The 14,100-nt window shown below is 46.9% G+C and carries 13 protein-coding genes; 4 read left to right on the plus strand and 9 right to left on the minus strand.

The genetic code is table 11. From position 1 onward, the window contains the following. The first annotated feature begins 185 nt into the window (after positions 1 to 185). Entirely contained in the window at positions 186 to 1,247 is a 1,062-nt protein-coding gene (locus tag AC3WQ3_RS09315) for a M23 family metallopeptidase (protein WP_492472066.1), read from the plus strand. A 78-nt stretch (positions 1,248 to 1,325) separates the two neighbouring features. Here the strand turns inward: AC3WQ3_RS09315 and yunB are convergent, their stop codons facing one another. The 4 genes from yunB to zwf form a co-directional block, all read right to left on the minus strand. Continuing rightward, positions 1,326 to 2,201 carry a sporulation protein YunB gene (gene yunB / locus AC3WQ3_RS09320; RefSeq protein ID WP_201281170.1) on the minus strand — a complete coding sequence of 292 codons (876 nt, stop codon included), beginning with the start codon at positions 2,199 to 2,201 and terminating at the stop codon, positions 1,326 to 1,328. 256 nt (positions 2,202 to 2,457) lie between these two features. Continuing rightward, positions 2,458 to 3,102: a fructose-6-phosphate aldolase gene (gene fsa, locus AC3WQ3_RS09325; RefSeq protein ID WP_336783094.1), complete on the minus strand. Its 645-nt coding sequence runs from the start codon at positions 3,100 to 3,102 to the stop codon at positions 2,458 to 2,460. 86 nt (positions 3,103 to 3,188) lie between these two features. Next, positions 3,189 to 4,082, minus strand: a complete 894-nt coding sequence (gene gnd / locus AC3WQ3_RS09330) for a phosphogluconate dehydrogenase (NAD(+)-dependent, decarboxylating) (RefSeq protein ID WP_095361222.1) — start codon at positions 4,080 to 4,082, stop codon at positions 3,189 to 3,191. A 329-nt stretch (positions 4,083 to 4,411) separates the two neighbouring features. Next, the gene (gene zwf, locus AC3WQ3_RS09335; protein ID WP_492472049.1) at positions 4,412 to 5,866 is read right to left on the minus strand and encodes a glucose-6-phosphate dehydrogenase; all 1,455 of its coding nucleotides are present in this window, start codon (positions 5,864 to 5,866) and stop codon (positions 4,412 to 4,414) included. 416 nt (positions 5,867 to 6,282) lie between these two features. On the opposite strand from zwf, the gene AC3WQ3_RS09340 reads away from it, so the two are divergent. Beyond that, positions 6,283 to 6,603, plus strand: a complete 321-nt coding sequence (locus AC3WQ3_RS09340; RefSeq protein ID WP_183525318.1) for a winged helix-turn-helix transcriptional regulator — start codon at positions 6,283 to 6,285, stop codon at positions 6,601 to 6,603. A gap of 337 nt (positions 6,604 to 6,940) precedes the next feature. Here AC3WQ3_RS09340 and AC3WQ3_RS09345 read toward each other — a convergent pair whose 3' ends face one another. Beyond that, a complete protein-coding gene (locus AC3WQ3_RS09345; protein ID WP_336783099.1) occupies positions 6,941 to 8,101 on the minus strand; it encodes a Gfo/Idh/MocA family protein in 1,161 nt (386 codons plus the stop codon). Positions 8,102 to 8,221: 120 nt separating this feature from the next. On the opposite strand from AC3WQ3_RS09345, the gene AC3WQ3_RS09350 reads away from it, so the two are divergent. Beyond that, positions 8,222 to 9,091: an AraC family transcriptional regulator gene (locus tag AC3WQ3_RS09350; protein ID WP_492472068.1), complete on the plus strand. Its 870-nt coding sequence runs from the start codon at positions 8,222 to 8,224 to the stop codon at positions 9,089 to 9,091. Positions 9,092 to 9,443: 352 nt separating this feature from the next. Here AC3WQ3_RS09350 and AC3WQ3_RS09355 read toward each other — a convergent pair whose 3' ends face one another. Beyond that, positions 9,444 to 10,232 (minus strand): TrmH family RNA methyltransferase, encoded by a 789-nt coding sequence (locus AC3WQ3_RS09355; RefSeq protein ID WP_492472051.1) that lies wholly within the window; start codon positions 10,230 to 10,232, stop codon positions 9,444 to 9,446. Between the two features lie 52 nt (positions 10,233 to 10,284). Further along, the gene (locus tag AC3WQ3_RS09360) at positions 10,285 to 10,947 is read right to left on the minus strand and encodes a potassium channel family protein (protein ID WP_127538885.1); all 663 of its coding nucleotides are present in this window, start codon (positions 10,945 to 10,947) and stop codon (positions 10,285 to 10,287) included. Between the two features lie 167 nt (positions 10,948 to 11,114). On the opposite strand from AC3WQ3_RS09360, the gene sspI reads away from it, so the two are divergent. Then, complete coding sequence (gene sspI / locus AC3WQ3_RS09365; RefSeq protein WP_095292206.1) at positions 11,115 to 11,348, plus strand: small acid-soluble spore protein SspI; 234 nt, start codon at positions 11,115 to 11,117, stop codon at positions 11,346 to 11,348. A gap of 196 nt (positions 11,349 to 11,544) precedes the next feature. Here the strand turns inward: sspI and AC3WQ3_RS09370 are convergent, their stop codons facing one another. Together AC3WQ3_RS09370 and AC3WQ3_RS09375 are read right to left on the minus strand one after the other, a co-directional pair. Then, positions 11,545 to 13,125, minus strand: a complete 1,581-nt coding sequence (locus AC3WQ3_RS09370) for a peptide chain release factor 3 (protein WP_095292207.1) — start codon at positions 13,123 to 13,125, stop codon at positions 11,545 to 11,547. 344 nt (positions 13,126 to 13,469) lie between these two features. Beyond that, positions 13,470 to 13,868: a DoxX family protein gene (locus tag AC3WQ3_RS09375; RefSeq protein WP_492472052.1), complete on the minus strand. Its 399-nt coding sequence runs from the start codon at positions 13,866 to 13,868 to the stop codon at positions 13,470 to 13,472. Positions 13,869 to 14,100: the final 232 nt, after the last annotated feature.

The following is a 14,100-nucleotide window of genomic DNA, read 5'->3' on the forward strand; positions in this document are numbered from 1 at the left end:
TCGGAACATATTATACCATGAAAGCGCTGGAAAAACCCCCATTTGTCACATCTTGTGCAATCCACCCTTACACGGATAAAATAAGGACTTTTGAAGAACGCTAGGTTATAGCTTGGTCCACCGGGCACGCCTGTGCATCATCTCAATGGAAAGGGGGCTGCTTCCCTGTGCAAAATCGCAACAAAATGCGCTTCACTCACTCTTTTTGGATTAAAACCCTACTTGCAGGCACATTGCTTCTCCCATTCTTGCCTGTTATTGATGTTCATGGTGAATCCTCTGCTGCGCCAGCCAAAACGGAACCTGCCGAAATGAAACCAGCGGAGATTTTAAAAGCACGCCGAAGCTTATATGAGAGCATTGAACAAATTACCGGCATCCCCTGGTTCAGACTCGCAGCCATCGACCAATATGAACGAACTCTGACGCGTGCTCATCCCAAAGACCGCAAGCACCCAGAGCGACTGACCGGGATTTTCATGACATCTCCCGCCTGGAGAGGCTGGCTTAACCCGGACGAGACGGATCAACAGCCAGGCTCCATCGTTTTTTTTAATGGATACGGCCGTGATGGATCGGGAGACGGACTGGCGGATGCCAACAACGACTTGGATGTGCTGTACAGTATGGCGAACGTCATTCAGAGATTTGGTGCCCGTCAGGAGGACTTCAGCATTGCCCTGTGGGAGTATTACCATAATACCCGGGCCGTGCAGCGTATTCAGCAGTTTGCGAAATTATATGAGCATTTTGACAGCATCGATTTGTTTACCCATGCGTTTCCCGTGCCGCTCGGCACAAATTATTCCTATCGCAGCACATGGGGGACCAAACGAAGCTGGGGTGGTTATCGTATCCATGAGGGAACAGATATTTTCGCTCCCCACGGACTTCCCGTGCGCAGCACCTGTTACGGTGTCGTGGAGATCAAGGGCTGGAATCCCTTTGGCGGCTGGCGGATTGGCATTCGTGATTTGAATAACCACTATCACTACTACGCTCATCTATCCGGTTTTGATAAGAATGCCCATATTGGCGAGGTCGTTACCCCCGGTCAAGTCGTAGGCTGGGTAGGCAGCTCCGGCTATGGCAAACCAGGTACCCAGGGCAAATTCCCTCCCCATTTGCATTACGGAATCTACCGGGATACCGGACTGACGGAATGGTCGTTTGACCCTTACCCGCTTTTGAAGCATTGGGAACGAGAAGAGCGCCAGCAGAAAAAAGCCAAGGCGAAAAGCAAATAGAAAAACGGGACCCTCTTAGGAGAGGATCCCGTTTTTTTGTTGATTGAACTTCTTTAGTTCGTTTCAATTCGAATCCATTCAATGATTCACGTCAGTATCGAGCGGTAGCCCACCATTTTCTCCTGTAAGATCAGGCTCAAGCTCCAGCTCATCTCCCTGCATCTGACCGCCTGGTGTCTGCTGCTGGTTCTGACCGGAAGGATTCGGTGTCACGCCAGCACCACCGGATACGCCAGCCTGGCCAGATGGTAATGCAATGGATGGTGCACTGCTGCCGTTACTGCCTACCGGCTTGCCCTGATTATCGTAGTAATACATGGGCACATCCCCAACCACGAGCAGGTAGGATATCGGTATTTCGGTATCTACCGTCTCTGGCTCCATATCGAAGGGAACCACCACGGCCACTTCAGCAATGATATGAATGTACACCTCTACCAGGATCATGTTGATTCCGGCATTCTGCTGCCTGGTGTTCAGATCTACCTTCACAGCCCCCTGTGGCTCGATACGAACGGGAATATTCGGGCCAAAGGATGCCAAGACCGGGCTACCAAGAGCCTGACCAAGGGGGATTTTCTCTTTTAACATATGCACGTTCTGTAACGTGGACTGCACAATGTTCATCGTACTTGCAGTAATGCGCATGTGCTCATCATAGTTCAGCATGAAACCGGACACTTTACCGGCAGTATCGGTTTTCCAGTCAATCAGCCCTTCGGTCGATTTGCCTTCCGCCACCTGAGCCGTTATGGCCTTGTTGATCGCTTCCGTAGCAATCTGCTTCACCCGTATTTTGGCCAAATGCATAATTGGCGGCTTCATTTTTTTGTCCACATACGCAAAGCCCTGCATCAGGCAAAATACCGCTACCAGTAAAATAATTAGCCACATCTTGCGTTTGCCGCTTGGCGGCTTCCGTCGTCTTCGGCTCCGCCATCTTTTTCTCATCATCGGGTGTCCCCCTCTCCCTGCGGGATGAGCTCTAGGGTTATATGTTATCCTTATGCACCGTTGTCCCGAAAAAGAAGGACAGCACCCGTGTGACAGCGACAACATCCGTTTATTAAATTGGCGGTTCGCTCAGAGTGGCGTAGCTATTCTTTTTCTTCATAATAAAAAAAGCCCTCACCTGCAGATTACTCTGCAAGGTGAAGGCTTTGATCCGTTTATGCCATATGCTTTATACAAGTATGAGTCTTTCGCAACATTATTTAGGAACAGTTTCCCAGTCCTTCAGGAAGCGCTCGATGCCACTATCTGTCAGTGGATGTTTCCACAATGTTGGCAGGAGCGATCCAGGAATCGTCGCAATGTGCGCACCGGAAAGGGCGGCATCTTCAACATGTTTGATGTTGCGGATGCTTGCTGCAATGATCTCGGACGGCATATCGTACGTATCCAGGATAAGACGCAGATCACGAATCAGCTTCATGCCATCCACTGCAATATCATCCAGACGGCCAACGAATGGGCTGATGTAAGTCGCTCCTGCTTTTGCCGCCATCAGGCCTTGTGCTGCCGAGAAGATCAGCGTTACATTGGTTTTGATTCCTTTTTGCGTGAGCTCATGACAAGCATACAGCCCTTCTTCGGTCATCGGTAGTTTAATGACTACATTCGGTGCCCATTCAGCAATTTCATAAGCTTCCTTCAACATATCTTCGGCTTTGAGACCGACAACTTCAGCACTGACCGGGCCTTTGACAATGCCACAGATCTCCTGAATCACTTCTTTAAATACTCGGCCTTCTTTGGCAATCAAAGACGGGTTGGTCGTGACTCCATCCACCAGACCAAGACGTTCAATCCGTTTGATTTCCTCAACATTCCCTGTATCCAAGAAAAATTTCATGATATGTTCCCTCCACTTGATGAATTTATAAACACGATGATATTCATTACCCGAACAACCTTATATGTTAACAGTTATATATGAACTTATTTTTTTTCTACAGCGTGGCCGCCAAATTCGTTACGCAGTGCTGCTACCACTTTACCTGTGAATGTATCTGTCTCCAGGGAACGATAACGCATCAGCAAGGACAAAGCGATAACTGGTGTAGCAGTTTGCAGGTCAAATGCTGTTTCCACAGTCCAGCGTCCTTCACCGGAAGAGTGCATTACACCTTTGATTTCATCGAGATTCGCATCTTTGGAGAATGCACGCTCAGTCAGCTCCATCAGCCAAGAACGAATAACGGAACCGTTGTTCCATACGCGAGCCACTTTTTCGAAGTCGAAGTCGAAGTCGCTTTTCTCAAGTACGTCAAAACCTTCACCGATGGATGCCATCATACCGTACTCAATACCGTTGTGCACCATTTTGAGGAAGTGACCGCTACCTGCTTTACCTGCATACAGATAACCGTTCTCTACTGCAGTGTCTTTGAATGCTGGCTCAACGATTGCCCAAGCTTCAGGGTCTCCACCGATCATGTAACAAGCACCGTTACGTGCGCCTTCCATACCACCGGAAGTACCTGCATCCATGTAGTGGATACCGGATGGTTTCAATTCCTCGTAACGACGGATCGACTCTTTGTAGTGTGAGTTACCTGCTTCAATAATGATATCGCCTTTGGATAGCAGCGGGCTTACTTCAGCCAGTACAGCATCAACTACATTGTGAGGAACCATGATCCACAGTACACGTGGAGATTCCAGAGACTCAACCATTTCTTTATAAGAAGAAACGCCTTGTGCGCCGTATTCTTTCATTTCATTAACAGCTTCAGTGTTCAAGTCAAAAGCAACTACTTCATGTTTGTGGTCAATCAGGTTTCTGCCCAGGTTCAATCCCATTTTGCCCAATCCAATAAGTCCAAGTTTCATGATAAATCCTCCTGTTATGAACAATTATTAATGCATTTTTTCATACTGTATCCAACATGCTTGCATTCCGCGGTAATCGTTCCGGTTACGGATCGTTCTTCCGATCGCTGTTGTATCCAAATTTCTTAATTCCACTATATATAGTTGAAATTTGGATACAAAGGCGAACGCTTCGCTTCTGCAGAATCGATTCCGTCCCCTGCACTACACCGCTTAAAACAAACCATGTTCAGCAACATCTATATCAAAAATTTTTACGGCCTTCCGGCCATTGGCCGGAAGGACTTATGCAAAATTGGAACGGTATAATCAGTTAGCCTTAGATGTGCTTACCACCAACGATAGCCATTCTCTGCAATCAAACGATCTGCGGAATCAGGTCCTTGCGAGCCTGCGCTGTACGTATCCAGCGGTACACTGCCATCTTGGAAGGCTTCCAGAATCGGCTGTACCCACTGCCATGCCAGCTCCACTTCGTTCCAGTGAGCGAAGAAGGTGGAATCTCCACGCATAGCGTCAAAGATCAGGTTTTCGTAAGCTTCCGGAATATTGCGTTTGCCTGAAGCAAATGTCATGTTGATTGGCTCCACTTCACCATGATTCAATGGGTTCTTCGCATTCAATTGAAGCGAAATGCTTTCCCCTGGACCAATTTCAATCGTCAGCAGGTTAGGCTCGGTCGTATTTTCGGATTCATGACCCGTTTTGAGCGGCGCCTTAAACTCAACGACGATGCGTGTGGATTTCTCAGCCAGTCGTTTACCTGTACGAATGTAGAATGGAACCTCGCTCCAGAATGGATCATCGATCCATAATCTCGCCGCTACATACGTATCGTTCTGGGAACCAGCCGGGATACCAGGCTCGTCCAGATAGCCGACAACGGATTTCCCTTGCAGCTCGCCTGCGCCGTATTGAGCACGTACGACCTCAGAAGCGATGTTTTCTTTAGTTAGTGGTCGAAGAGCTTCAGCAATCTTTTGCTTTTTAAACTGAATTTCTTGCGGTGTGCAGCGTTTTGGCAAATGCAGGGCAATCATCATCAGCAATTGAAGCATATGATTCTGGAACATATCGCGTACGGCACCACTTTGGTCATAATACGCAGCACGTTCTTCAACACCAACCGTTTCACTAGCCGTGATTTGTACATTGGCAATGTAACGGTTGGACCACAATGCCTGAATAACCGGGTTCGCATAGGTCAGGGTTTCAATATTTTGAACCATCGGTTTGCCCAGGAAATGGTCAATGCGATAAATTTCTTCCTCTGCAAAAGTATTGCTGAGTTTCTCATTCAGTTCACGTGCAGATTGCAGATCGTGTCCGAATGGTTTTTCAATAATCAGCTTCTTCCAGCCTTTGGTGTTGCCCAGGCCGCTTTCCTGAATATTCAGTGCGATTGGCTCAAAGAATTCTGGTGCAACCGACATGTAGAACATGCGATTTTCCGGAATGCTCAGTTCCCGTTCACGCTGCTCGACGATTTTCAGCAATTTCGTGTAATCCTCAAGCTTCGTATTGTTCAGGGAGCAATAACGGAAAGCTCCAATGAAATCACGTACCTGGGATTCTTCTTTAGGCGTTTGCCGTGAGAATTCATGCAGTGACTTTTCTACATTCGCCTGGAAGTCAGCATCCGACAATTCACGCCGTCCAAGACCGATAACGGAGAAGGATTTTGGCATTTTTTGATCAATGTACAAGTTATATAATGCAGGGTAAATCTTGCGTTTGGCTAAATCGCCTGTTGCCCCGAACAGGACAAATGTCATTGCGTCCATTGGAGTGCCTCCTGTGATCTGTGCAGTATAGTATATGATGGTGCAAAATGTTCAAATCCAAGCATGACAAAAGACGGAATAAGTGGGTGCATGACCCGCCTTGCCTCCGTTTATTTACCATACCCGAATTTAACCATGGAACATTCCTTCTCTCCACAACCTTAAACCAAGGTTATAAATTGTAACCATTTGAATTAACGTTACCCATATTACACCTGTCGTCACAATTCGTCAACAATCGTGTCTAACGTGTGAACACCAGTGTTTACAGGGTTTTTATTTATTGTTAACGCTTTATGTGGTAAGATTATAAACAATTGGTATGTGATATTTTATACATAATGCTTGTAGACAGCCAGGTTACAATAAGTATACTAGTGCTATAATAAGCATAACTAATTCAAAGGAGTACAATTATGAGCGATGATGAGAATGCCAAGCAAATATGCGAAAAGGTGGAACAGTCTTATCAGATCATTGGCCGAAAGTGGGTTGCCCTCATTATTCATGCGTTGATGGATGAGCCCAAACGATTCAGTGAAATTCACGCTTATATCCCTGACTTGAGCAAACGCGTACTGAATGAACGAATGAAAGAACTGGAGGAAGAAGGTCTGGTCGTGCGCCATGTGGTTACAGAGCGACCAGTTCGGACAGAATATATGTTGTCCCGCAAAGGGACGGAGCTGGGAAGGGCATTAAGCGCAGTGGAGCGATGGGCGGACAAGTGGCTGTAATACTATTACAGAAATTGGTTCAACCCCTCAATAACGTTCCCTTTCGATTGCAAATACAGTCCCCTTTTTCGTGAGGAAAGTGGCAGGTAACCGGAGTATTTTGGATGAATTCTCTACAAAAGTACAGCTGATGTTGCAATAAAGCTACATTGCGTGTCATTTAGGTTGTTCCAATATGTAGAATCGGATAGTCCAAGGCAGCCTAGGTAGTCAAATTATCGTCCATTTATATGATAAATTTGATAACATATATGCGTAAGATTCTGGTCTAGCAAAAAAGATGCCGCCTCACTTTTATTATGAGACATTGGCATCTTTTTGTTATCCATTCCTTTATTCAATTTGACTCCAACTGGGTCCCCAGCGTAATACTCAAATCCTCGAAGTTCTCCACTGCCTTCTTCTTTTCGTAAAAGTGCACCGCATGCTGCATTATACCCTCACGTGTGTAGAACGCATCGCCTGTTTCCAGAGGAAAGGTAACTTTCTCCCCCGTACTCGCGGACTTATATATACCTACAATCAGTTCAAGTGTATTCCGCCCGCTCCGTCCATCCACCAGAAGTGGTGATCCGGTCTCAATGGCGTTTAGCACATTCTCGACCTGACCGGCGTGACCGACGTGAATGACATCTGGCAATGCGTCAGCCTTCTGCTGTATCTGCTGTTCCAGCTCCAGATTTGGCTCCGGAAATCCATTGCTACGTGCCGTTGAGGCAACGACTTTCCACGGAGCAGATACCCGGGCCTCTTTGCCTTGAAAAATTAACTGCTGCTCTTCTCCGTGATGCACAACGGAACTCGTGATCATGCCAAGTGCCCCTTCACGGAACCGAAGCATGGCCATCGACACATCTTCCACTTCAGCATTATCATGCGATGTATTGGCCATCATGGCCTGCAGTTCCACGGGTGGACCCATCATCCAGAGCATGGCATCAATATGATGTACAGCATGATTAAGCGTACAGCCTCCGCCTTCTTTTTCCCACGTCCCACGCCACCATAGATCATAATAGTTATGACCCCGCCACCAGAATGAATCCACCTGAACATGTACTATCGGGCCCATCAGCTTACTGTCCAGCACGCCCTTAAGCTTCATCATCGGTGTAGTGAACCGATTCTGTGCCACGACCGACAGAAGTTTGCCGCTCTGTTCGGCTGCTTTCAGCATCTGGTCTGCTTCTTCCAGTGAGGAAGCCATCGGTTTTTCCACCAGCACGTTAGCACCGGCAAGTAAAAAGTCACATGCAATGGGAGCATGTGTATACGGCGGAGTACAGACAGAGACCACATCAATATTCTGGCTCAGCAATTCTTTATAATCCGCTACTGCCTGTGCATTCTCCAGTCCATGTTCATTAATTCGTTTCTGTGCTTTCTCAGGATACATATCAACCACAGCTACAATCTGACATCGATCGGGAAAGGCCAAATAGGCTGAGATATGTGCTCCACTAATTGCTCCAGCTCCAATAATCGCTACTTTTAACATCTGAACATACCTCCCTTGTTCCTTTCACAATACACAATTATTAAGCGCTTTTATGCGTGTATCTTGTGTTAAAATAAAAGGATCTTGTGCTCATGTTGAGGGAGGAATAGGCAATTGTCCATGTTAGACAAGGAGCAATTCGATCTGGCTTGCCGACGTACATCCACCACGACTTTTCGTGAAATATTTCATGCCCATGCCCAAATGGAAGTGACCTACATTCATGATGGGTATGGCCAGTTAATTACGGAAGGACAAGCTTTTCCGCTTAAACCGGGTACACTGATGATTTTCCGTCCTTTTCAGCTGCATCAGGTACAGATTCAGGTTACGGATGAGCATCCTTTTGTCCGTAGTGTACTTATGTATGATCTTGATGTGCTGAAGGAAACCTGGCGGTATTTTACGGCTACTCATCATTTTGTACAGGAGCTTCTGGGACAACCTACACCTATTGCACCTTTCACTCTTCCTTCTTCTTCCATGCTGGTGCAATTCATAGAACAGTTCGCGCAGATTCATCTCAACGGACTCCATGGAGAAGGAGAAGAGGAGACTGCCCGGCTCTTTTTACTGAACCTGCTCGTACAGATTCAATACATATGGAAAGAAAACAAGCATGCCCTCTCCCAATCCGTGCGTCCAACCTTCAACAGTCTCCTTCATCCTCACGCTGAAGCCATCATGAAGTGGATTGAGGAACATTACCATGAACCCTTTCAACTCAAAGATCTCGCTGCAGAACTGCACATGTCTCTTTATCATCTGTCTCATGTATTCAAAAAGGCCACAGGAACGACCATTGTCGCCTATACTCAAGCTACCCGTATTCGTCACGCTTGCGTATTACTTGCCCGTAATTCATACAGCGTCCCGGAAATCGGTCATCGTGTAGGCATGTCCACGCCTTCCTACTTCTGTAAAGTATTCCGTTCCGTTACAGGTACAACTCCGCATCAATATCGGCTGAACGTAAAAGGGAGGACATGAATTTAGTATCTACACATTGAAAGAAGCGAAGTAACGTATCCTCTGCCTTAACTCACTCATTTTGAACACTATTTTGTATCCAAATCATATTTGATGTCAGATTAACAGGACAAGCAATGTTCAGATTCTTCTCACTATTCTTTATTGCTGGATTCCCTGATTTCAAGTCCTAGCTTCTCCAGATAGTTGTAGAGTTTCTCTCTGATCCAGTTCATTTTTCTGATTGCTCGATAACCTTTCTATTCCAAAAGAAAAAAGCTCATCCCTATCTCTCACAAAAGTAGGAATAAGCTTAATTTGTTTTTCTTGAATCCTTGTTCTATATCATACTTACTATTTACCGATCTATAAGCTAAACCATCCGCTGTCTCATCGCTTCGAACATCAAAATCGTCGCTGCCATTGCGGCATTCAACGATTCAGCTTGTCCCTGCATCGGTATCGTAATCGCGTCATCCACAAGCCTTGCCGTAGACTCGGATATCCCCTTGCCTTCATTGCCGATCACAAGCCAAACGGATTGAGTAAAATCATAGCTATAACACGAATACTCTGCCTGCAAAGAAGTACTTACGAGCTTCACGCCCGCTGCTTTCGCTTGCGGAAGCAAAGATTCGAGCTGCCCTTCCACAATGGGCAAATGAAACAAGGATCCCATCGTTGAACGAATCGTTTTTGGATTATACACATCGGCAGAGCCTGTACCTAGCACCACACCGGCTGCTCCGGCTGCGTCAGCACTGCGGATGATCGTCCCCACATTACCTGGGTCCTGCACCCCATCCAGCACCACAACTAGCCGACGTTCACCAGAGAGCAGGCTTTCCAGCGGCTCACGACCTTTACGAACAATGGCAAAAACAGGCTGAGGTGTCATCGTATCCGTACATTTGGCAATCACAGCCGGCGATACGCTGATCCATTCTATTCGCTGAAGCGGTCCTTCGAGTCCCGCCAGTTCAGTAGGCACACCTTGTTCCCCATCGTAGACAATGCATTCCAGATCAGCTTGCGCACGCAGCGCCTCCTGTACCAGGTGAATGCCTTCAATGATATATTTATGCTGACGGGTACGGTGCTTCTTCTCCAGCAGTTGTGCCCATTCCTTCACACGTGTATTTTGCGGTGATACGATATCCATCTTTCCATCCTTCCCGTCTGCCGTTCAATTTACTCCGGGTGACTCCGAGAGATCACTTCGGATAGGCGAGCTCCATTTTCGTCAAATGGTCTTTGTGGCCCACTATGATCAATACATCCCCAGCTTCAATCCGATCCTCGGCATACGGAGAGATATTCATGGAATTCCCGCTGCGAATTGCCATCACGTTACAACCGAAACGTGCACGAATGTTAAGCTCCAACAGGTTTTTACCAATCATTTGTTCGGAAGCTCTCATCTCCAAAATGCTGTAATCCTCAGACAACTCAATGTAATCCAGTATGTTAGGGGAGGTCAAATGATGGGCTACCCGGAGCCCCATATCCCGCTCAGGGTAAATGACCTTGTCCGCTCCAATCTTTTGCAGCACTTTACCATGCAGCTCATTCTGTGCCTTAACGATCAGAACCGGTACACCCATATCTTTCAAAATCAGGGTCGTCAAAATGCTCGCCTGAATATCTTCACCGATTGCCACAACGACAACGTCAAAATTTCGTATACCCAGCGCACGCAGCGCTTCTTCATCTGTTGAATCTGCCGATACAGCATGAGTCACCACATTGGACATTTCCTGGGTCCGCTGCTCGTCCGCATCAATTGCCAGTACGTCGAATCCCATACCACTCAGCGCATTGGCCACACTTGATCCGAACCGCCCCATGCCAATTACGGCATACTGTTTCTTAGCCATTAGGGTCTTAACCTCCCGCTGCACTTCAGCTCTTGCGCATCCTTTCAGATGTCAATGCTTACTTAAATATCCTTCGTAGTATACCACAAAGCCGGATAAACTTGAATGCGCTCACGCTTCCCAGGGAACAGTATAGGAGCAGCCGAATATACGAGGAGGGAATTGCGATGCCAATTACATTAAGCCTGCGTGAAGCGATTGTTCATAAAGTTCATGACAAAAGTGATGATCAGCTCCGGGAGATGATTGAAGGCTCTGTCGATGGACCGGAAGCCGCATTGCCTGGACTTGGCGCCATTTTCGAAATGATCTGGAAGAACACTGATTCTGCGAAGCAGGATGAGTTGATTCAAGTCGCGCAGGAGCATCTGCACACCATCCCCGTTCAACCGCTTCGCTAATCGAGGTATTGAAAGGGATCGGTAACCGTCATCACGTTTGTTCTGCCTGCAAAAGAAAGCTTTCCCTTATCCGGCTGGATCATACCTGCCATCGAAGTAAGGTGCAAAGCAACAGATCCCCCCGCCAGAAGGCGGAGGGATCTTTATCATTGCTGTATTACTGCCATTATTATAATGGCTTCATTTTAAGCTAAACTTATGGAGCTGTCTCAAGGAATTGAGCAGTCGGGTTTTTGTCCATTGCTGTTCTCATTGCGTACTCATTCTCGAACAGGACAACGTAATTCCCCTTTTTATCCTTCACTAGGGTAGAGTTAATCCGGAATTTGCTTGGATCCAGATTCTCGTCCACGATCCAGCGAGCAAACTGATAAGGCATACGCTGCAGCTGTACATCTACCCCATACTCGCCTTTCATCCGGTATTCAAATACCTCGAACTGGAGCTGACCTACAACACCAAGCAGTGTTTCATCGAAACTCACCGTGTTGAACACCTGGATTGTTCCTTCTTCCGTCAACTGGTCGATACCCTTTTGGTACTGTTTATGTTTCAGTGCATTTTTGACGGTTACTTTGGCAAAAATCTCTGGCGAGAAGGTTGGCATTTCATCAAATACAACCTCACTTCCCTGACTAAGTGAATCGCCAATCCGGAAAATACCCGGGTCAAATAATCCGATGATATCGCCAGCATATGCCTCTTCTACGATATCCCGATCCTGAGCCAGGAATTGCTGTGGTTGGGACAGCTTAATCTCTTTTCCCACACGGTTATGCTTAACACTCATCCCCCGTTGGAATTTACCAGACACGATCCGCAGGAACGCGATACGGTCACGGTGTGCCGGGTTCATGTTTGCCTGGATTTTGAATACATATCCGCTGAATTTCTCATTCGTCGGCTCGATCTCACCCGCGGTACTGTGACGCGGCTCAGGCTTAGGAGCCAGCTGCAGGAAGTTCTCCAGGAATGTCTGCACACCGAAGTTGTTGATGGCACTGCCGAAGAATACCGGGGTCAGCTCTCCACGTTGTACCTTCTCCATATCGAACTGATCTCCTGCTACATCCAGAAGCTCCAGATCCTGACACAACTGATCATGAAGATATTCTCCCGCCATCTCGCGGATAATCGGATCTTCGTAGCCGTCTACTTTTTGCACTTTAATCGTGGAGTGATCGTCCCCTTGGAACAATTCCACCTGATTTTTCATCCGGTCATACACGCCGCACAGATCGCGGCCTGTACCGATCGGCCAGTTCATCGGTACGGAGCGAATACCCAGTACGTTTTCGAGCTCTTCCATCAGATCAAACGGGCTTTGTCCTTCACGGTCCAGTTTGTTGATGAACGTAAAGATTGGAATGCCGCGCTTCGCACAAACCTGGAACAGCTTGATGGTTTGTGCCTCGACACCTTTGGCCACGTCAATCAACATGACTGCACTGTCTGCAGCCGTCAGTGTACGATAGGTATCTTCACTGAAGTCCTGGTGACCCGGTGTATCCAGAATGTTTACACGATGACCCAGATAATCGAACTGCATGACGGAAGAAGTAACCGAGATCCCCCGCTGTTTCTCGATTTCCATCCAGTCACTTGTAGCGTGCTTGCTTGCTTTCCGCGCTTTGACCGTACCGGCGAGACGAATCGCGCCCCCGAACAGCAACAGCTTCTCGGTCAATGTGGTTTTACCCGCATCCGGGTGAGAGATAATGGCAAACGTCCGGCGTTTGTCCACTTCCTGTTGAAGAATGTTATCTGCTTTGCTCATAGGTTCTATCCCTTTCATCCGTTCATTCAACGTTAATTACCGGCCTGGCCGGTCTGATCTCAATCTTTTATGCAATCCGGCGATACCGGTTGATTGTTTCCTTCGATTTTTGCACATTAGGTTTAATTTTACACATTTACAACGGAGTTCATCCTCCCTATTCCTGTGCTGCTATAACAAACCGTTAACCTGCTTCTTACCCAACTCTCCTATTGTACCATAATCTTTACCGAAAATAACCGATTACCTGCAAAGGATTCTTCACTTTTCCAATCGCAAAAAAAGAGCACCTTTCAGCCAATAGATTGGCATCCAGGTACTCCTAATTCACGTTCCTAGCTTACTTAGAAAATCAATACATCAAGTGCGTATTGTCCTCCACCGGTCAGAGCCAACGCCACACCGATCACCAGGATCGCAAGATTATACTCAAATCCGTTTTGTGTAGACCAGTATCCATTCGCACCATGAACTTTCACAATCGCAATCACCATGGTCAGTGCAATCAGAATGCCACCAACTGGAGTCAGCAGACCCAGAGCCAGCAGCAAGCCGCCACCGAATTCCGCCAAACCTGCCAGCAGTGCAACGAGTGCACCAGGCTTCATCCCCATGGACTCAAACCATCCACCTGTACCCTTGATCCCATAACCCCCGAACCAACCAAACAATTTCTGTGCACCATGAGCCATAAACGACAAACCGATTACCAAACGAATCAACAAAAGTCCTACATCCAACATGTTTTTTTCCTCCATTCAAATAGTTACAAATTGGTATTCTTAGATTAAAGATATTATGCGAAAATTTTACTTCATGAATGTGATCGTAACCCCTTCACCTGGTTCAAATTTCATCTCATGAATAATCTATAGGTTCGAAGAGCTCCTTAGAACTCCTTCGTCCGTTTTTTCTTTTTGCGTAATTTCTTTAACTCTTGAGTTGAGTATAAGTTATTCACTTACTTTTTGTCAA

The sequence above is a fragment of the Paenibacillus sp. FW104-T2 genome, assembly GCF_058789975.1.